General features: G+C 61.8%; 15 protein-coding genes and 1 pseudogene. 8 read left to right on the top strand and 8 right to left on the bottom strand.

Going from position 1 to position 19,703, the window contains the following annotated elements:
- Positions 1-390: 390 nt before the first annotated feature.
- Positions 391-1,863 (top strand): GGDEF domain-containing protein, encoded by a 1,473-nt coding sequence (locus EHF33_RS19305; protein WP_164473626.1) that lies wholly within the window; start codon positions 391-393, stop codon positions 1,861-1,863.
- A gap of 78 nt (positions 1,864-1,941) precedes the next feature.
- On the opposite strand, the gene EHF33_RS19300 is transcribed toward EHF33_RS19305, so the two are convergent.
- Positions 1,942-2,334, bottom strand: coding sequence for a hypothetical protein (locus EHF33_RS19300; protein WP_124875258.1), 393 nt, complete (start codon positions 2,332-2,334; stop codon positions 1,942-1,944).
- Between the two features lie 180 nt (positions 2,335-2,514).
- On the opposite strand from EHF33_RS19300, the gene EHF33_RS19295 reads away from it, so the two are divergent.
- Complete coding sequence (locus EHF33_RS19295; RefSeq protein ID WP_124875256.1) at positions 2,515-3,900, top strand: serine hydrolase domain-containing protein; 1,386 nt, start codon at positions 2,515-2,517, stop codon at positions 3,898-3,900.
- 90 nt (positions 3,901-3,990) lie between these two features.
- Here the strand turns inward: EHF33_RS19295 and EHF33_RS19290 are convergent, their stop codons facing one another.
- On the bottom strand, positions 3,991-5,640 hold the full coding sequence (locus EHF33_RS19290; protein WP_164473625.1) for a tetratricopeptide repeat-containing diguanylate cyclase: 1,650 nt from the start codon (positions 5,638-5,640) through the stop codon (positions 3,991-3,993).
- A 516-nt stretch (positions 5,641-6,156) separates the two neighbouring features.
- Entirely contained in the window at positions 6,157-7,980 is a 1,824-nt protein-coding gene (locus EHF33_RS19285) for a S9 family peptidase (protein ID WP_124875252.1), read from the bottom strand.
- Positions 7,981-8,114: 134 nt separating this feature from the next.
- On the opposite strand from EHF33_RS19285, the gene EHF33_RS19280 reads away from it, so the two are divergent.
- From EHF33_RS19280 to EHF33_RS22070, 3 genes and pseudogenes are all read left to right on the top strand, one after another.
- A complete protein-coding gene (locus tag EHF33_RS19280; protein WP_164473624.1) occupies positions 8,115-9,053 on the top strand; it encodes an IS3 family transposase in 939 nt (312 codons plus the stop codon).
- A complete protein-coding gene (locus EHF33_RS19275; protein WP_338135053.1) occupies positions 9,031-9,417 on the top strand; it encodes a transposase family protein in 387 nt (128 codons plus the stop codon). Before EHF33_RS19280 ends, EHF33_RS19275 begins: the two co-directional genes overlap by 23 nt.
- A gap of 83 nt (positions 9,418-9,500) precedes the next feature.
- Positions 9,501-9,695, top strand: a pseudogene (locus EHF33_RS22070) (IS3 family transposase); the annotation flags it as partial.
- Between the two features lie 231 nt (positions 9,696-9,926).
- Here EHF33_RS22070 and hydA read toward each other — a convergent pair.
- The 4 genes from hydA to EHF33_RS19250 form a co-directional block, all read right to left on the bottom strand.
- Positions 9,927-11,300 (bottom strand): dihydropyrimidinase, encoded by a 1,374-nt coding sequence (gene hydA, locus EHF33_RS19265; RefSeq protein WP_124875246.1) that lies wholly within the window; start codon positions 11,298-11,300, stop codon positions 9,927-9,929.
- Positions 11,301-11,372: 72 nt separating this feature from the next.
- On the bottom strand, positions 11,373-12,626 hold the full coding sequence (locus EHF33_RS19260; RefSeq protein WP_124875244.1) for a cysteine desulfurase-like protein: 1,254 nt from the start codon (positions 12,624-12,626) through the stop codon (positions 11,373-11,375).
- A 79-nt stretch (positions 12,627-12,705) separates the two neighbouring features.
- Entirely contained in the window at positions 12,706-13,380 is a 675-nt protein-coding gene (locus EHF33_RS19255) for an amino acid ABC transporter permease (protein WP_124875242.1), read from the bottom strand.
- Positions 13,381-13,406: 26 nt separating this feature from the next.
- Positions 13,407-14,192, bottom strand: coding sequence for a transporter substrate-binding domain-containing protein (locus tag EHF33_RS19250; RefSeq protein WP_124875240.1), 786 nt, complete (start codon positions 14,190-14,192; stop codon positions 13,407-13,409).
- Positions 14,193-14,569: 377 nt separating this feature from the next.
- Here EHF33_RS19250 and EHF33_RS19245 point away from each other — a divergent pair, with 377 nt between their 5' ends.
- The 3 genes from EHF33_RS19245 (at position 14,570) to EHF33_RS19235 (ending at position 18,253) form a co-directional block, all read left to right on the top strand.
- The gene (locus EHF33_RS19245) at positions 14,570-15,808 is read left to right on the top strand and encodes a CynX/NimT family MFS transporter (protein ID WP_124875238.1); all 1,239 of its coding nucleotides are present in this window, start codon (positions 14,570-14,572) and stop codon (positions 15,806-15,808) included.
- A gap of 475 nt (positions 15,809-16,283) precedes the next feature.
- Positions 16,284-17,843 (top strand): autoinducer-2 kinase, encoded by a 1,560-nt coding sequence (gene lsrK / locus EHF33_RS19240; protein ID WP_241191425.1) that lies wholly within the window; start codon positions 16,284-16,286, stop codon positions 17,841-17,843.
- Between the two features lie 11 nt (positions 17,844-17,854).
- Positions 17,855-18,253, top strand: coding sequence for a cupin domain-containing protein (locus EHF33_RS19235; protein ID WP_124875236.1), 399 nt, complete (start codon positions 17,855-17,857; stop codon positions 18,251-18,253).
- A gap of 27 nt (positions 18,254-18,280) precedes the next feature.
- Here the strand turns inward: EHF33_RS19235 and EHF33_RS19230 are convergent, their stop codons facing one another.
- Positions 18,281-19,678 (bottom strand): cobyric acid synthase, encoded by a 1,398-nt coding sequence (locus tag EHF33_RS19230; protein WP_124875234.1) that lies wholly within the window; start codon positions 19,676-19,678, stop codon positions 18,281-18,283.
- Positions 19,679-19,703 lie beyond the last annotated feature (25 nt).

Below are 19,703 nucleotides of genomic sequence, written 5' to 3'. Positions count from 1 at the left end.
TTGCCTGGTCAGCAGACCCGGATCGCCTCGGTGGTTCGGTACTGTGGGGTGAAAATGAGAGAGGGGCCTCAGCGGAGGACATAAGAGGAGTATAAAAAATGCCACTTTCTAACTTCTTACTCAGCAGCAGCCCAAATTGATGTGCTGGGCTTTGAAGGTCAGTGCAGCGCTTTTTCTGTCGGTCAGCACCACTAGACGCGCCACTGCCCAAGATTTGATGCTGCTGTAAGACTGCATCCTGCGTTATCAGCCCGCGTGCTTTGAGACTGTGGCAAAGGAAATCCGCCCCCGGTTCGCGTGATTCTCTTAATAAAGGGAGCCCAGTTCATGCGCCCCGGGTTTAATAGGGGGGTGACACCCGACGACCTCGAACGCGCTTGGAGCTTACGCATGAGTTCGCCTGACGTAGCCCGGAGCCTGGCCGAGGCCCATCCGCTTGGATCCGGGGCCCACGTGCTTCAGGCGTACTTGGCCTGGCGTGCCGGAAACCACAACGGAGCGCTGGAGGCGCTGGCGCCGGCCGCAGCGCAGTGGCCCCCGGAGACGCCCACCATCTGGCACGCCAGAGCCGTGGGCATTCAGGGCGACGTGCTGATGGAGCTGGGGCAAGGACGCCAAGCGCTGGCCTGTTTCGAGCAGCAGCTTCAGTGGGGGAGGGCGCTGGGTGACGCCGAGATGCAGGGACTGGCCCACAACGACATCGGGGTGTTGCTGATCTGGGATGATCCGGACGGTGCGCGGCAGCGCTACCAGATGGCCTACGACGTGTTTCAGGGCGCGGGAACCGCCCACCGCGCAGGGCTGGGACTGGCGGCCTTCAATCTCAGCGTGGCTTACCACGAGCTGGGAGACACCGTCAGAAGTGACGCCCTGCTCTCACACGCTCTGGACTTGTTGCAGCCAACGCAGGCTTGGCCGTACTGGGTGGGAACCGTTGCCCAACGGGCCTTGCGGCTGGCCGAGGCGGGGCAAATCGGGGAGGCCCGGCAGCTTTTTGTGGAGGCTGAGGTGTCTCAGCCGCAGTTGCCGTTGGACAGCTTGCTCACACTCCAGTTCTTCCGCGCCAAGCTGGAAGCTCAGCACGGCGCTGCCCATACAGCCCTGACCTTGCTGGACACTTTGCAGGCTTGGGTCGCCACCCGCCAGGACATGCTCGACGATTTTCTGGATGTTCGGGCGCAGGCCCTCTACCGCAGCGGGCAGCCGCACAAAGCGTATCTGGCCATGCGCGAGGTGCTGGAGGCCGTTCGCCGCCGCCACGACGAGGAGCGCACCACCCAGCTCAAAGCTTTGGAAGTGCTGGGCCGCCTTGAGCAAGCCCAACACGTCGCCGCCGCGCTACGGACGCAGGCCGCCACGCTCGAAATACTCAGGCGCGAGGCCAGCGCACTCAGCTTGACCGATGATCTGACCGGAGTAGGCAACCGCCGGGCCTTCGAGCAGTGGATTGACCTGCGCCGCCAGGAGGGGCTGCCGGTGGTGATGGCTTTCATTGATCTGGATCATTTCAAGGCCGTCAATGACCGCCACGGACACGCGGCTGGCGACCGGGTCTTGCAGAACGTCGTGCAGCTGCTGCGCCAGTTCACCCGGCCCGGAGACCTGCTGGCCCGGCTGGGCGGGGACGAGTTTGTCATCATCCGCGCCGACAGCAGATGCCAGACGCTGGCGGAGGATATGGAGCGTCTGCGGGCCGAGTGCGAACGTCAGTTCCGGCAGCCGTCTACGCTGGGAGAGCCGGTCACGCTCAGCATCGGGGTCATTCAGGCCACGAGCACCCTAACCGAGGATCTGCGCCGGGCGGATGAGGGCATGTATCAGGCCAAGCGGGCGGGCGGCAACCGGGTGCGCGTGCTCGGGTGACACGCGCTGCCCACCCACCTGCGCTCAACTTAGAGCAGGCGGATGTGGCTGCGCCAGCAAATGGGGAAGCTGTTCAGATCATTTCTGCGACGGGATAAGATCGAGCATCTTGACGGGTTGCACCACGTAGCCGGGATGGCAGTGAAGAACCCAGGGCTCTCCATTGATGGTGCTGAACGTGTTGGTCACGTACCAGCCACCGACGGCAAACGGAGGCACCCCGACCTTGAACCAGCGGCAATTGGTGCCCAGCGTCTGTGGATTGACGATCTGGTTGGACGGTTCGTTGATGACCGGCTCCAGTTCGGTGAGGGTGGCGTGGACTGCGCTTGGAAGCACCATCTGGACAGGGGCTTGTTGCACGGTGGCCGTGCTGATACGGGAAGGAATGGCGCTCCGAACACTTTGGGCGTGGCTGGCGCTCAAAAGGCTGAGGGCGGTTAGGGCGGTCAACGTGATCAGGTTACGCATGGTGGGTCTCCTTGTGTGCGCGAAGTCGGAGGTGGTGGATCGGTGGTCTAGTGGGTGCGCTCTCCTTTGAATGGAGTATGCGTAAGCGCCCCTGAACGACCCCTGAACAGCCCCTGAACGCCTGAGCAGGCCGGACTCAAGTGAGACTCGTGCTTCAGCCTCAAGTGCTACCCTCTCGTCATGCCTCTACTCGACACCGTCCGCAACCTGGCTCCCTACCTCCAGTCCTGGTTGGAGTACCAGCGCGATCTGGCGCGGGTGCCGGGCGTACAGGTGGCGGTGCGGGTGGGGGGTGAGCTGGCGGCGTCGTTTGCGCTGGGCGTGGCGAACGAGGCCACCGGACAGAGTCTCACTCCGCAGCACCTCTTCCGGATCGCCTCACACTCCAAAACCTTCACGGCCACGGCTATTTTCCAGCTGGCCGAAACCGGAACGCTGCGCTTGGACGATCTGGCGGGCCGCTGGCTGCCAGAACTGGCAGGGTCGCCGGCAGCGGAACTGACAGTGCGGGCACTTCTCGGACATCAGTCTGGCATCAACCGCGATGGGGCCGACAGCGACTACTGGCAGCAGCTCCACGATTTTCCTGACCGCGACGCTCTGGTGGCCCTGTGCCGGGCAGACGCCGTGTTCGCGCAGAATCAGTTCTTCAAGTACTCGAACATGGGCTACTCCCTGCTGGGCCTGATTATCGAGGCGGCCAGCGGCCAGACGTATGAGGACTACGTGGCCGCACACATCACTGGGCCGCTCGCGCTGACCAACTTGGGGCCGGAACTGCCGCGAGAACGCGAACCCGAGCTGGCCGCCGGGCACAGCGGACGGTTGGCAGGCAACGACGCCCGGCGTGCACTGCCGTCCACAGACACGCGGGCGATGGCGGCGGCCACGGGTTTTTACGGCACGGCGGAGGATGTCACGGCCTATTTTGCCGCGCACGCGCTGGGACGCGGCGAACTGCTCACGGACGCGTCCAAACGTTTGATGCAGCGCAAAGAATCCGAGATCAAGCGCCCTGCTGAGCGCTGGTACGGGCTGGGCCTCTTCGTCGAGAAGATCGGGGGCCGCACGGTCGTGGGCCATTCGGGCGGCTTTCCTGGGCACATTACGCAGTCGTGGCTCGACCCGGAATCGGGCTTGGCCGTGTCTGTCCTCACGAACTGTCTGGGCGGCCCTGCAACCGAGTGGGCAACGAATCTCATCAAGCTGATCGATCTGGCGGTGAACGCGCCCCAGAAAAAGATTGCCGACGCGCCGGGCTTTGATCTGGACACGTACACTGGCCGGTTTGCCACCGACTGGGGCGTATTCGATTTGGTCAATCTGGGAGGCCGCTTGGTGTCGTTGACGCCGCAGGGCGACTCTGCCATGAGTGCCACAGAACTGACCGTGGTGGACGCCGATACGCTGATGCCCGAACCGGAAGCCGGCTTCAGTGCAGTCGGTGAGCCGTTTGAGTTCCAGCGCAAGGCGGCAGGCGACATCGGGTGGGTGCGTCAGGGTGGTGGGCGGGCTTGGCCCGTTACGGCATACCGGCAGCGGGTGGGCCTCGCTCCGTTGCCCTGAGCGGTGACGTGAATGGACAGCCCCATCCAGCTCCTGACCTGCGCTGAAACTGACCGACACAGCTCCGAACAGACGTTCAGTGACGCACTTTCAGCGGGCTGACGGTGCGATCTGCCTGACTTCCACCCGGTTACGACCCGCGTTCTTGGCCGCGTAGAGAGCGTCATCAGCGGCCTGGATCACGTCCTGTGCAGAAAGGGTAGTCGGTTCCAGCCGGGCGACAGCAGCTCCTAGACTGATGGTCAGGCTGAGTTCAGGACATACTGTGGGCCAGTCGTACTCCTCAATCGTTCGCCTCAAGCGCTCACAGACACTCAGAGCTATTGAGGAATTGGCATCTGTCATCAGCAGCACGAACTCTTCACCGCCGTACCGGGCGAGCAGATCGCGCCGGCGCAACTGGCTCTTGAGCAACGCACCCACCTGACGCAGCACCTCGTCACCAATCAAGTGGGAGAAGCGGTCATTCACCGCCTTGAAATGATCGATGTCGCACACCACAATGCCGAGCTGCTGATCCGGTAACAATCCGCTCAGGGCTAAATCGAAGGCCCGGCGGTTGGGCAGCTCAGTCAGCGCGTCTTCATTGGCGTGCTGCTCAAGCCGCTTGAGTAATTTGGCGGTCTGGGCTTGGGCCGTCCGCAGGTCACGGTTGGTTTCTTCCAATTTGGCGTTCAGGTGCTGAACTGCCTGGCGTTCCTGCTCAGCCTGCTCCAGATCGAACTGTACTCTCAAACTCTGGAGCCGCTGATCGGAAGCGGCATTAAACAGTTCTCCATTGAGCTGGAGATGCTGTTCGATGTGAGTTAGCGCCTCTTGGTAGCGCCCTGCCTGCCGGTAGAGCCTAGAGAGAGCCAGATCAATTTCGCACAGCTTATCGCGGAGCTGACCTTGCTCGGCCAAAGCTCGTGCGAGGTGGAAGACGCCCAGAGCGTCCTCCACCTCGCCGGACTCGCCCAGCAGTTCGCCCAAGCGCAGCAGGCTCTTGGTCTGGCCCTGCTCATCTCCAATCTTCTGGCAAAGTTTCAGGCTCCGCTCAAAGAGGTGCCGCGCTTTTTCCCGGTGCCCTTGCTGCTGCGCCACCCGCCCCAAGAGAAGACCGAGACTGGAAATCTCGGCTTGGTCTCCGACTTGCTCCACCAGCACGTAGGTTTTCAGATACATGGTTTGAGCTTCTGGGAACTGCTTAAGTCCAAAATGAGCACACCCAGCATTCCGGAGCGCCATAGCGTCCAGCATGGGATCGTCTTCAGCCTGCACCACCTTCAGGCAAGCGACGGCGGCTTCCAGCGCGTCGTCATACCCCCCCATCTCGTTATAGGACACACTGAGATTATTAAGGGCGCGCCGTTCCACGGAAAGCAGAGCGTGTTGCCGGCTGAGGGCCAGAGCCATGAAGTGGTAGTGCAGTGCATTGGGATGATCGCTCATAGTGCTGTAGGTTGCCCCGATATTGAGGAGCGCGTTGGCCTCGCCTTCGACATTTTCCAAGGTCACGCTCAGGTGCCTGACCTGCAAGAAGAGTTTCAGAGCTTCGACTGGACGGCCCCGACGGGCCTTCACGATGCCCAATACGTTTAGACTGTCGCGCTGGCCCTGGTGATCCGCCAGTTCCACGTAGAGGTGCAGCGCCCGCCGCAGTTCCGGCTCCGCCGCATTGAAATTCCCCTGATTCATCAGTCCATACCCGAGATAAAGGGTGGCACGAACCAAGTCAGCGGTGTCCAGTGGCTGTTCCAACAATAGACGCGAGGCGCGAACACATTCCTGCGGATCGCTGCGCCGACATCCCCAGGCCGTATCCAACAGCGTCCGAATCTGGTTCAGGGAAAGGGGAGAGGATTCAGAGCTGGGAACCTGCACAGATAACGCCGTTTCAGATGGAGTTGGCGGTGGAGAGTTGGCTAGATTTTTCACTGAGCGCATCTTGGTCACATCAAACGCACCTCGAAGGGTATTTTACTCGCTCCCCCTCACAGCAACCTATCGGGTGTCTGAAAGAGCGTTCAGATTCCATGCCGAGCGGCCAAATCCAGCTGGGCGAGATGAGCGTCCCCGGAACAGGTCACCATGACCCCATGAACCGTTCCGCACCGCACCCGAACCGCCGCCAGACCCAAAATACTGAGGGTCTGGCGGCGGCTGGAAGCTCTGAATCAGTCAGTAATGGCAGCGAATGTCCGTGGGCGGTTTAGGCGTGCACTGGGGCTGGGTCACGCGCTCCCGCAACTGCTCGTTCTTTGCTCAGTCAGTCTTTCACAACCGGCGGGCAAGGTAGTCAGACATCAAGCGGTAGCTGCGGGTCTTTCCGGCAATGTCGCCCGCGCCGTGGCCCTCGTCACCGAACTCGACATACTCGAAATCCTGCCCCTCCTCGCGTCCGTTCGCCAGCAGCACGTCACGAAACCCCCTGGCCTGATTGATAGGGCAGCGTGGGTCGTTGGTGCCGTGCATCATCAGCAGGTGCGCCTTCAGGTCAGCGGCGTGGGTGATGGCGCTGCGGTCACGCCACAGCTCAGCGTTCTCCACCGGGTCGCCCATGATGGTGCGGAAGTAGTAGCCCAGTTGCGGCATCACCCGGCTGTTGTCCGCGTACAGTTGGAACAGATCGGTGATGCCCACGATGGGCACGCCCACCTTGAAGAGGTCTGGGTACTTCACCACCGCCATATAGCTGAGGTAGCCGCCGTAACTCCCGCCGAAGATGCCCAGTCGCGTGCCGTCCACTTCCGGCAGGGACTTGAGGTACGCGGCCCCGGCGGCGACGTCGGCCAGATCGCGCCCGCCCCAGTCCAGCAGGTTGGCGTCGCGCCAGGTCACGCCGTAGCCCGTACTGCCGCGCACATTGGGACACAGCACCAGGTAGCCCCGGTCTGCCAGAAACTGCGCCTGCGCGTCAAATCCCCGGAAGAACTGCGCGGTGGGCCCGCCGTGCGCGTGGATCAGGGCGGGGTAGGCTTTGCCTGTCTCCAGATTACGCGGCCTGTAGAGAATGGCAGGCACCATCAGTCCGTCCGCTGCCGGATACTTGACATACTCGCCCGGCACGAAGTCGGCGGGATCAACCTCGCCGTATTCGGCAGGCAGAAGCACCTCGGAGGTGTCGTCGGCAAGGTTGTACAGCAGCACTTCCAGCCGGGTCGTGGAGGTGACGAACTGAAACAGCATCCTGCCGTCCTGGGTAAATTGCGTTCCCAGCGCCAGGCCGGGCGGCAACTTCAGTTCACGCGCCTCGCCCGTCGCCGTGTCGTAGAGCACCGGCGTCAGGGTGCTGTCCACGTTGCGGACGGCGCTGAGCCAGCGACCATCCGGCGAGAAGCGCCCCATCTCTTCCTCGGTGCCTTCAGAAGTCAGCCACTGCACTTCACCTGTCTCCACGGTCAGCAGGCCCACCCGGTGGGTTCCGTCCGCGTCACTGCCGGCGGCCACGCGCAGGCCGTCTGGGTGCCACTCGCCCACGCTGTCCTGACTGCCCTCGCGCATCCGCAGGACGCGCCGCAAACCAGAGCCGTCGGCATTCATGACGTAGCCGTCGGTGTTGCGGAGATCTTCGCTCTCATTGGTGCTCAGCGTCAGGCGCGTGCCATCGGGACTCCAAGCGGCGGCCTGAGTGGCGTTCGGGAGCGTGGTCAGCGCTGTCCAAGCCGATTCACCCTCCTTCGTCAAGTCGTAAACATGCACGTTCATCTGCCCGCCGCGCGTGCTGTTGACCAGCAGTCTCTGGCCATCCGGGTGGGCGGCTACTGCGTAATCCATGCTCTGCGGCGCGTGCTGGAGGGCCTTCACTTCACCGGACGCCAGATTCAGATCAAACAGCGCCTGCCGCTCGTCGCCGTTGTGATCCCGGCTGAACATCAGGCTGGCATCGTCCGCCGACCACACGAAGCCCGCCCGAACCGCCTTGGGGGCCTGACCGTCGGTGACCTGACGGCGCTCACGGGTGGCGAGATCGAGCGTACACAGCTCGAAACGGCCTGTCCAATCGGCGTAGAAGGCCACCTGCTGGCCGCTGTGAGAGATGTTGAGCGCCGCCACCGTGGGCAGGGCCGCCAGGGCTTCCAGAGAAATGCGTTCTTGCATAGCGCCAGTCTTTCACAGGGAGAGAGGTGCCATCTGAAGCGAACAGCACTTGATCCAGCATCTTAAGGAACTCGAACGGGAGTTGGAAATTGCACGACAGGAACGGGATATCCTGAAAAAAGCACTGGTCTATCTTGGGCAGAACAGACGCCCTTGAGGACGCTTGCCCGCTTTTTCGCCAAGCAACCCTGATTTTTCGCTTCATCGCCCGGCATCACGATGAATTCCCAGTGGAACGCGTGTGCCGAGTTCTCGATGTCAGCATCAGTGGGTATTACGCTTTGCGGGGAAGGCCAGACAGCGAGAGAATCGCAAAAGACCGAAGTTTGACGGCCAGAATCAGGAAAAGCTTCGAGGACAGCTGCGGGACGTACGGTGCGTTGCGCATCAAAGCAGACCTCTGTGAGCAGGGAGAGCAGGTGAGCCGTCAGCGCATCGGACGCCTGATACGACAAGCTCAGCTTGTCGCGCGAGGGAAGCAAAAGTTCCGGACGACGACCAAAGCAAAATCATCCCATCCAGTCGCAGAAAATCTTCTTGCCAGGAATTTTGACGCCGATGATCCGAATCAGAAATGGGCGACGGACATCACGTATTTACCCACCCGGGAGGGTTGGCTGTACCTGGCCACGGTCATGAACCTGTACTCACGGAAAATCGTCGGCTGGGCGCTGAATGAGCGACTCCACACGCCGCTGGTTACAGCGGCGTTGGGAATGACCGTAGAGCGTCGACAGCCACCAGGAGGGCTGCTCCACCATTCAGATAGGGGGAGCCAATACACGAGTGAGGTGTACAAGGAGGCGCTGGACAGACTGCACGCGGTGCAGAGCATGAGCGAGAAAGGAGAATGCTGGGATAGCGCCGTTCAGGAGAGCTTCTTCGCGACGTTGAAGACGGAACTGGGACTTGGAAAGGCGCAGTGGGCCGTGCCCAGACACGAACGGAGGTCTTCGAGTGGATTGAGGTGTTCTACAACCGCCAGCGTCGTCACTCCGCGTTGGGCTACCGGTCCCCGGCGGCCTTTGAGGAGCAAGCCCCCATCCCGAACTGAGCCTCCACCAAACCCTTGACAGATCAATCTGCGGCGCTACGATCTTTGGTTCTATGCACGATCTAACCCTTTTTCGGGACTCGAAGACCCGTATTCACAGCGAGACCACTGTGATCGGGGATGCTATGTATCTGGGCATCTGGCAAGACCACAGTTATTCCACCACACCGCATAAGGCGTCAAAGACTTTGTCTTCGACGCCAGAAGAGCGTCAGAACAACCGTATTCTGGCCTCAACCCGTCAATCCGTGGAACATGTCATCCGACGTTTGAAAATTTTCAGGGTGTTGAAAAAGACATACAGACATCGCAGACGACGCTTCTCACTCCGCGTTCATTTGATTACAGCCCTCTGCAATCTCACGCGGCTACGCCAAAACTGACTTTCGCAGGAGGTCTATTGTTCCTTCAGCTTGCCACTGAATTCGCAACTTTTTTGGATCGAGATTCAGGGGTCATATCCTGAAACAACGCCGTTGTGGAGAGCGTTTTCAGCTCCCGTTTCAGGGAGCTGTTCAAGGAGACAATTTTCGAAACCTGTGTGGTTAGTAAGTAAGCCATTTTCGAGTTTATTGAGGTCTTTTATAATCGCCAGCGCCACCACTCGTCCTTGGGACACTTGACACCCACCAACTTCGAACCCCAAGCTACAGCCGCTTAACCTCAGCTACGCAAATTCGGCGCAAATCCAGTTTGTGTGTAAATGTGAAGAGTAAGTGTATCTCGGCTACTCATCCGCCTATGCCTGAGCACGGAAAGCCAACTCCACTGTAGCTTCTGGTCTAGAGCACTCAGCGGGCTACCGGACTGGACTGAGAACTTCCGCCCCTTCGCTGCGGCATTGCACTGTCAGACCCAGCCACTGCCAAAAGCACCACCATGCAACCTGAACTCAGATGCGTTGCCGGTGCAGGAACTGTCCACTCCCTCGCTCGGTTATCAGTCGTCCTTGATTGATCACTGTCTGTCCCCGGACAAACACTGTCACCGGCATACCCCGGACTTCCATCCCCTCGTACAAGCTGTAATCGACGGCACCGTGGTTGGTCTTGGCTGTAATCGTGTGCGGGCGCTCCAGATCCCACAGCGCCAAATCGGCGTCATAGCCCGGCGCAATAGCCCCCTTCACGCCGCCGAGGCCGAAGCTGCGGGCAGGATTGGTAGCGGTCAGGGCCACGAAGCGCTCCAAACTGAAATGACCGCCGCGCACGCCCGCTTGGTGCAGCACCACTAAGCGCTCCTCGATACCGGGCACGCCGTTGGGAATCAGGGTGAAATTGTCCTTGCCTAGAGTCTTTTGGGTATCGAAACGGAACGGACAGTGATCGGTGCTGATGACACTGAGCGTGCCGTCACCCACCGCCGCCCACAGTGCGGCCTGATCTTCCTTCTCACGGAGCGGTGGACTGCACACCCACTTGGCTCCCTCGAAGCCGGGACGGTCTAAGTCGTCTTTGGTAAAAAAGAAATACTGGGTGCAGGTCTCGGCTGTGACGCGTGCCCCCCGCGCTTGGGCCTCACGCACCCTCGCCAACGCCGGGCGGCAGCTCAGGTGGACGATGTAGAGCGGTGCGCCCAACACCTCAGCCAGCGCAATCGCCCGTCCGGTAGCCTCGGCCTCCAGCTCTGGAGGACGGGTTAGGGCGTGATACTTGGGAGCCGTCTCGCCACGGGCGATGGCCTCGGCCATGAGAATCTCGATGGCGTCGCCGTTCTCGGCATGCACCAGCGTCAGCACGCCGGCGTCGCGGGCACGCTCCAAGCAGCGGAACATCGCCGTGTCATCGACTTGCAGGGTGTCCTTGTACGCCAGAAACAGCTTGATGGACGTGACGCCCTGATCCGGCAGACCAGCAATCTCGTCCAGCACCTCCGGCAGCGGATCGGTCACGGCGACGTGAAAGCCGTAGTCGATGACGGCTTGCCCCTTTGCCCTGCCGTGCCAGGTGTCCAGCGCCGCTCTCAGGCTGCTTCCTTTGGACTGAATGCAGAAGTCGAGGTGCGTGGTGGTGCCACCCATCGCCGCCGCGACCTGGCCGGTGTAGTAATCATCACAGGTCACAGTGCCCATCGAAGGCATTGACAGGTGGGTGTGAACGTCGATGCCGCCCGGCAAGACGTGTTTGCCGCTGGCGTCGGTGATCTCGTCGCCGGATTGCGCCAAATCTAGCCCCAGCGCCGTGATCTTGCCGCCGTCCACCCGCACGTCAGCTTGAAAACGGCCATCTGCCGTGACGACCGTACCGCCGCTGATGATCAAGCTCATTCGGTTGTCTCCAGTTTGACTCTTGCAGCTTGAGAAAGTTGATCTGTGTGGATGAATTTCTCCTCTCTCACTTCACAGGCCAAACGCTTCCAGACCAGCGATCAAGCGGTCGACTTCGGCTAGGGTGTTGTAGTGGGCCATCGAGACACGCACCACGCCCTCCTCCTGATCGAGGCCCAAGCTCTGAATCAGGCGGTAAGCATAAAAATGTCCGTAGCGCACTGCGATGTGCTGCCCGTCCAGAAATTTGGGAAGCTCCGACGAGGCCACACCATCCACCACGAAACTGATGGTGTCCACCCGCGCCGAAGGATCTGCCAGCGGATGCCCGATGACCCGCACATTGGGTTTGGTGGCAAGGTATTCGAGCAGTCGCCCGGCCAGCACCGCTTCGTGCGCGGCAAAGGCGTCGAACACGCCGCTGAGACTGTCCACCCCGAGCCGCGACTGAAGGGCGCTCATGTAATCGGTCACGCCCGTCAGGCCGTAGGTCAGCTCATAGTTGAGGTTGCCCGGCTGAAGTCGGTACGCCGCCGCGTCCGGCGAGACGAAGAAGTGGTTAATGCTGGGCAGTTCGAGGAGGTTCTCCAACTTGCCGAACAGCAGCGAGATGTGCGGGCCGTAGACCTTGTACCAGCTGAACAGGTAATAGTCCACGTCCCAGGCCTGAACGTCGACCATTCGGTGCGGCGCGTAAGCCACGCCGTCCACGAACACTTTCGCGCCGCGCTGATGCACGAAGCGGGTAATTTCCGGCACCGGATTGATGGTGCCCAGCACGTTCGAGACGTGCGTGAAGCAGACCAGCCGGGTGCGGTCGGTCATCAGGGTACCGAGCGTGTTCAGATCGAGTTGCAGCGTCTGGGTATCGATCTTCCAGATTTTGGTTTTGATGCCGCGCGATTCCAGCCGTGTCCAGGCTCCCACGTTCGCCTCGTGGTCGGTGTCGGTGATGATGATCTCGTCGCCGGCTTTCAGGAATTCGCCCATTGAGGAGGCCAGATTGGCGACGAGCTGCGTCGAACTGCCGCCCAGAACAACCTCACGCGGATCGGCGGCGTTGACAAAGTGGGCCGCCGCCTGCACACCCGCCGCGACGCGGGCGCTGGCTTCCTGCGACACGGCGTAGCTGGCCCCAAGCTGCACGCTGGTGCCGGTCAGGTACTCGCTGACGCGTTCGGCCACGCCGCGCAGCACCTGTGAGCCGCCCGCATTGTCGAAAAAAGCCCAAGGACTGTCGAGCGCCGGAAACTGAGAACGGATGAAGCCGAGGTGCGGCTCCAGCGGTGAAACGGTAGGGGAGACGGGAACGGGAAGTGTGGTCATAGGGTCTTCCTTGTAAACGAATCAGGGCGCGAAGGGAATCTGAAGTCTGTACTGCTGGCTTGGTGCTGCTGGTTTATTCTCAGCGGCTGGCCCGCTGTTTGGCCCGCGCTTCAAAGCGGCTGACGAGGCGCACCAGCGGAAAGAGCAGCACCACATAAATCAGTGCCGCGCCCACCAGCGGGGTGGGATTGGCCGAGAGTGCTTGCTGCGAGGTGGCCTGCTGGAGCAGTTCGGGCAAAGCCACCACCGAAGCGATGGCTGTATCCTTCATAATCGAGACGGCATTGCCGGTCAGCGGCGGCACCACGATTCTGAGCGCCTGCGGCAAGATCACGCTGGTCATGACGTCCCAGCCGCGCAGGCCCAGCGAGCGGGCCGCCTCGAACTGTCCGGTGGGAATCGCCTCGATGCCTGAGCGGATAATCTCGGCCACATACGCTGAGGCGATCAAGGCAATCGCCAGAACGGCGCAGGTAAAAGCGGGCAGCAAAATCTTGACGAACGGCAGAGCGTAGTAGATCAGCACCATGAACACCAGCAGCGGCATGGCCCGCAGCACGTCGATGTAAAAACGCACCAGCGCCCGCAACCAGCGCGGCCCATACAGGCCCATCAGCGCCACCACCAGGCCCAGTAAAGTGCCCACAACGGCGCTGATCACCCCCAGCTCTAAGGTGATCAGCAGGCCGCGCAGCAGAGCAGGCAGCGCCGATTGCAGCACGCCGAGATTGAAGAAAGTGTCGAGCAGTTTCACCGGCACCCGCCATCAAATGAGCGCAATTATTTGGGCATCGGCAAGAGGGTGGCCGTCGAGGTTCCCTTCTCCGGCAAGACCCCGAACCATTTCTGGTGCAGCTTGGCAAGGTAGCCGCTCTTCTTCATGGCGTCGAGTTGGGTGTTGAACTGCGCGGCCAGCGGATTGTCTTTGGCGAACATCACGCTGTACTGCTCGCCGGTCTTGAGGCGCTCCACGACTTTAACGCCGCCAGTGATTTTGGCGTAATACAACAGAGCCGGAATATCGGAGATGTAGCCGTCGATGCGCCCGGCCTTAAGGTCGAGCATGGCCGGATTCAGGCCGGTGTACTCACGGATGGTGTAACCGTACTGGGCCTGATGAGCAGAGGCCCACACCGCGCCGGTCGAACCGGTGTCCACGCCGACGGTTTTGCCTTTGAAGGTATTGATTTTGCCGAGGGTGCTGCCACTCGCCACCGTGAGGGACTGGTCGGAGTCATAGTAGGGCTGCGCGAACGACACGGTTTCCAAACGCTTTTTGGTGATGGTGATGCTGGAAATGGCGGCGTCGATGCGCCCCGACTGCACGGCGGCGAACAGGCCGTTGAACGGCGTGTTGACGACGTTGACCTTTTTGCCCAGATTTTTGGCGATCTCGCTGACCAGCTCGATTTCAAAGCCGACGTTGGCTCCGCTGGCGTCTTGAAATTCCCACGGCACGTTGCCGATGTTGGCTCCGACGTTGATCGTGTCCTGAGCCTGAGCGCTCGCTGCCAGCAGTAGAGAAATCAGCAGCAACCCGCCGCGTGCGGTCTTCGTTCGCTTCATTTGAAATCCTCCGGAAAATCCTAGATCTCGAATCTTTGAATCTCGAACTTGGAGTGCCGCCGACTGTGCGGGCGCTCCCCAGCCATAAAGGAGCATCCTCAGATCAGCCGAAGATGGCTTTAATGAGCTACAGCTTAAGGCGAACTTAGACGCCTTGTCTACTCCACAATTGAATTTGCCTGCCGAGTCTACCGCTTCCAGCGCTCAGCCCGACCGACTCAGTTCACTGCTGCTCTCGGGGGGCAGGGAGAGAAATGGATTCTCTCCTAACGCGCCAGTGCAGATGAGTGCGGCTCAAGAGTTTACTTGGGCGTGCTCTGGTGGCTGAATCCTGAACTGAAGTCGGGAAGCAGGACTCGGCACGCTAACCTGTGCAGATGAGCCGTTTTCACCAAGCCGACCCCGAGCCCCCAGAGGCGGCAAGAACAACGCCGCAAATTCCACAACGCCGCAAGCCCGCCGCCGCGCCCCTGCTGATCGTGGGGCTGATTCTGGTGGCGCTCAACCTGCGCCCGCCCATCGCCGGGTTCGGGCCGCTGCTGTCTCAGATCCAAGCAGAGCTCAACGTCAGCGCGGCCACACTCAGTTTGCTGACCACCTTGCCGCTGCTGTGCTGGGGCATCCTGGCCCCCCTCGCGCCGCTGCTGAGCCGCCGCTACAGCAACGAAACCATCATCTTGCTGGCCACCGCGCTGATCGGGTTGGGCAGCGTGCTGAGGATCGGCGCGACGCTGCCGGTCATTTTGATGGGCACGGTGCTGGTCGGCGCGGGCATCGCCCTGAACAACGTGCTGCTGCCCAGTTTGATCCGGCGCGATTACCCGACCCGCGTCGGGCCGATGACCGGGTTGTACACGCTGGCGGTGGTGGGCGGCGCGGCGCTGGCCTCGGGGGTGGCGGTGCCGCTGATGACTGCGCTGGGCGGCGCGTGGCGCTCGTCGGTGGGCGTGTGGATCTTGCTGGCGGCGGCTGGCGTGCTGGCTTGGCTGCCCGCCGTCTTCGGGCGGCAGACACACGCCCGAACAGCAGTCAAAGGGGGGCCGTCAGTGTGGAAAAATCCCTACGCGCTGCCGGTGACGCTGTACATGGGCTTTCAGTCGCTGGTGTTTTTTACTTGGCTGACTTGGCTGCCCAAAGTGCTGCAAGACGAGGGCTTCACGGCGGCGCAGGCGGGGCTCATGCTGGCCTTTGCCAACGTGGTGCAGTTGCCTTTCACACTGGCGGTGCCGGTGCTGGCAGCGCGGCCCCGGCTGCTGGTGCCGCTGGCGGTGGTTACAGCACTCATCAGCGCGGCGGGCGTCATGGGCCTGCTGCTTGCGCCGCTGACGCCGCTGCCGTGGCTGCTGCTGCTGGGCATCGGCGCGGGCAGCACCTTTCCGCTCGCGCTGATGTTCATCGCTGTGCGGGCCGACAATCTGGCGCAGGTGCCGCAGCTCTCGGCGACGGCTCAGGGCTTCGGCTACGCGCTGGCGGCGACTGGCCCATTTCTCTTCGGAGCGCTGCACGACAGAGCGGGCAACTGGCACGCGCCGCTGCTGTTCTTGCTGGCGATGACGGGCTTGGTGCTGATTACCGGGGTGGCAGCCGGCCGGACACGGAGCAGACCAACAATTTGAAACGAATGCCGCTAAAGATAAGCATGTCCCCAAACAGTGTTCAGACGTGTTCAACTCGCAGCAGAGGCCGCTCAATGCCGTAAGTATCAATCACATTTGAAGGTTGCATCTTCGCCTTTGCTGCTCCGGCCCCCTTATACTCAGGCCAAACGAAAACACATTCCTTATTGGTTCAAAGTTCGGGTCTGTCAAGCCACAGGAGCGTGCTGTGAAGAATCTGGAACTTGCCGCCAGCGGTGCAGAGTCGGTGGCCTGAACTGATCAGCGCGGGCGGCGACGTGCTCTCTCACTTTTACGACTCAGGAGGCCAAATGTCTCGATGCTCCAATTCAGCAGCAGATCATCGCCATTTCGCAGCCGCAGTTCGGCACCAGACTTCTGCGGATCAGGGCTTTGAGCAGCCCGCTCAAATTGGCTATTATGCTGGGTCGCTGGCGGGAGAACACCTCAATGTGCTGCGGCTGAGGAAACGGGCGTGAGCGGCTTCCTGCTGGCCATTGACGCAGGCACCGGCAGCGTCCGGGCGGTGCTGTTCACGCCGCAAGGCCAGCAAGTCGCGGTGGCCGCTCAGGAATGGACGCACGAGAATGACGGCACCCCCGGCGTGATGGACTTTGCCGTGGAGCGCAACTGGGGCGTGATCTGTCAGTGCATCCAGCGGGTGATGGCTCAGGCCGGGGCCGCGCCGGAGAGCATTCTGGCCGTCAGCGCCAGCAGTATGCGCGAGGCCATCGTGCTGTATGACGAGTCTGGCCGCGAGATCTGGGCCTGCGCCAACGTGGATGCCCGCGCCGCCGAGCAGGTGCGCTTGCTTCAGCGCGACCACGCGCAAGTCGAGCGGCAAACTTATCAGGAAAGCGGCCAGACTTTCGCGCTCAGCGCCGTGCCGAGACTTTTGTGGATCAAGCAGCACCAGCCGGACGTGTTCGGGCGCATTCACCGCGTCAGCATGCTCAGCGACTGGGTGCTTTACCGACTGGGCGACGTGCTGGCCAGCGATCCATCCAACGCCTGCACCAGTGGGATGTTCAGTTTGCTTCGCCGCGACTGGTCGAGGGTAGGCCTAAACGATCTGGGCTTGCCCAACGAACTGTTTCCCCCCGTTCTCGAATCCGGCACCGCCTTTGCGGTCGTCACTCCACGCGCCGCCGAGGAGTCTGGTTTGCGGCCCGGCACACCCGTCGTGATGGGTGGGGGAGACGTGCAACTCGGCTGCGTGGGGCTGGGCGTGGTGCGTCCCGGTCAGACGGCCATTCTGGGCGGCACATTCTGGCAACAGGAAGTCAATCTGGCTGAGCCCAAAACCGATCCGGCAATGGACATCCGCATCAACTGCCACGCGGTGCCGGGGGTCTGGCAGGCCGAAACCATCTCCTTTTTTGTGGGCGCGGCGATGCGCTGGTTTCGCGACACGTACTGCGACGAGGAGCGCCGTCAGGAGCAGCTGGGCGGGCGCGACGCCTACAGCTCACTGGAAGAGCAGGCCCGCCAGGTGCCGCCCGGCGCTTACGGCATCATCCCGATTTTCAGCGATGTCATGCGCTACAGCGCTTGGTATCACGCCGCTCCGTCGTTCCTCAATCTCTCGCTTGATCCTGTCAAATCCAGCCGGGGCGCACTGTTCCGGGCGCTGGAGGAACATGCCGCTATCGTCAGCGTGCAAAACCTGCTGCTGATTCAGCAATTTACCCGCGTGGACAGCGAGGTACTGACCTTCGCGGGCGGCGGCAGCAAGGGTGAATTGTGGTGCCAGATTCTGGCCGACGTGAGCGGTAAGCCTGTGCGGGTGCCGGTGGTCAAGGAAGCGACAGCGCTGGGCACGGCGATTGCCGCCGGAACGGGCGTGGGCGTCTACGCCTCGCTGGTCGAGGGCGGCGAGGCGCTGGTGAGTTGGGAGCGCACCTACCAGCCAAACCGGGCGCTCGGGTCACTGTACGCTGAGCTAACCGGCCGCTGGCAAATTGCCTACGCTGCCCAGCGGAGTTTGGTGGATCAGGGCATTACCACTTCGCTGTGGAAAGCTCCGGGACTCTAAAGGAGAACGATATGCACAAAGCCAAAATTGACGAGACGCCCCTACGCTACGACACCTACGGCCCCGGCTACCTTTCGCGTGGCCCGCGCACCGATTTCGGCGTGGTGGTGTTACCGCCCGGTCAAGATTTTCCCAACCATTACCACGAGCGCACCGAGGAATCGTTTTACACCCTGGAAGGAAACGCGGTGATGTGGACGAATGGCCTGCGAGTAGAACTGGGGCCGGGCGATTACCACCGCTGCGACCCGATGGAGATGCATTACCTCGTCAACGAGGGCAAGGTGCCGTGGCGGGCAGTGTTCATCAAAGCGCCGCATAACCCCGACGACGGTGTGGTCGTGGAATGGAAGCCGGGCCAGCCGGTGCCGGACATCGGGCCAAAGCTCGGCAACGACGGTGACCTTTAGAACGCCTTTCCCGGCAGCCGAGGCTCTTCACAACAAGGCCCGCACCCGCTCCCAGTCCAAGCTGGCTTTGACCCGCTCGGCAATGGCGTCCAAGCGGGCGTCCAGAGTGTCCAAGCTCTCCGGCAGCGGTAAACCGGCCCAACCCAAGAAGCGCTCCAAGTACGCTGGATTTTCCAGCAGGCCATGAAGGTAGGTGCCGCGCACATTGCCGCTGCGCCACAGCAGCTCGGGAGCGAGTTCGTCCACCGCGCCGCCCACGCGGGTGTGGCCGTGATGAATTTCGTAGCCTTCCAGCTTGAGGCCCGTTTCTGAGTCGGTGAATGTGGTTAGACGGGTGGTTTTGGCAGGGGCAAATTCGGTGTCCAAGTGGAGGAGCCCCAATCCTGAGCTTTCCGGCGGGCCGTCTACGCCGTGCGGGTCGCTCAGGCGCTCGCCCAGCATTTGCAGGCCGCCGCAGATGCCCAGCACCGGCATGCCCCGCTGCGCTTGCCGCACCACTTCGGCGGCCAGACCGCTGGAACGCAGCCACGCCAAATCAGCTGCGGTACTTTTGCTGCCGGGCAAGATAACGGCCCGCGCTCCCTCTAGCTCGGCGGGCGAGGTCACCCAGCGCAGCAGCTCGCCCAGCGGCGCGAATTCATCTAAGTTAGAAATGCGCGGCAAGCGGGCCACCGCCACAAAACCTTCTGACGAACCTGAGGGTTCTCGTGACACCACCCCGTCTTCCTCCGGCAGCGGAATATCCAGCATCGGGATGACGCCGAGGGTGGGGACACCAGTCTGCTGCTCCAACCACTCGGGCGCGGGCGAGAGCAGGCGGGCGTCGCCGCGAAAACGGTTGAGCAAAAAGCCTCCCAGCAACTGCCGCTCATCGGCGCTCAGGCAATGCCAGGTGCCGAGCAGGTGAGCAAACGCGCCGCCCCGGTCTATATCGCAGGCCAGCAGAACACGCGCTCGGACTTCCAGCGCCACCCGCATGTTTACGATGTCGGAGCTTCGCAGATTGACCTCGGCGGGGCTGCCCGCGCCTTCGATCACCACCACGTCGTACTCGGCCATGAGACTGTGCAGGGCGCTCTGCACGTGCGGCCATAGGTGCGGTTTGCGCTCCCGCCAGCCCAGCGCGGTGAGTTCGGGATTGGCCTTGCCCAGCAGCACCACCTGCGAGCGGGTGTCGGCTTCAGGTTTGAGCAGCACCGGATTCATCCGCACGTCGGGCGTGACCCGCGCCGCCCGCGCCTGCACCAGTTGAGCGCGGCCCATTTCCAGGCCGTCCGGGGTCACGCCCGCGTTGTTGCTCATGTTTTGGGCTTTGAAAGGAGCCACCCGCACACCTTCATTTGACAAAATGCGGCACAGTGCGGCGCACAGATAACTTTTTCCGGCGTTGCTGGTGCAACCCTGAATCATGATGGCCTTACCCATACAGCCTCCTTAGAGCATTTGTCCG

Origin of the sequence: Deinococcus psychrotolerans, from assembly GCF_003860465.1 — a bacterium.
In the GTDB taxonomy this organism is placed as follows: domain Bacteria; phylum Deinococcota; class Deinococci; order Deinococcales; family Deinococcaceae; genus Deinococcus; species Deinococcus psychrotolerans.
Note: the sequence above shows the minus strand (reverse complement) of the source record. Positions and strands in the feature narration are given on the sequence as shown.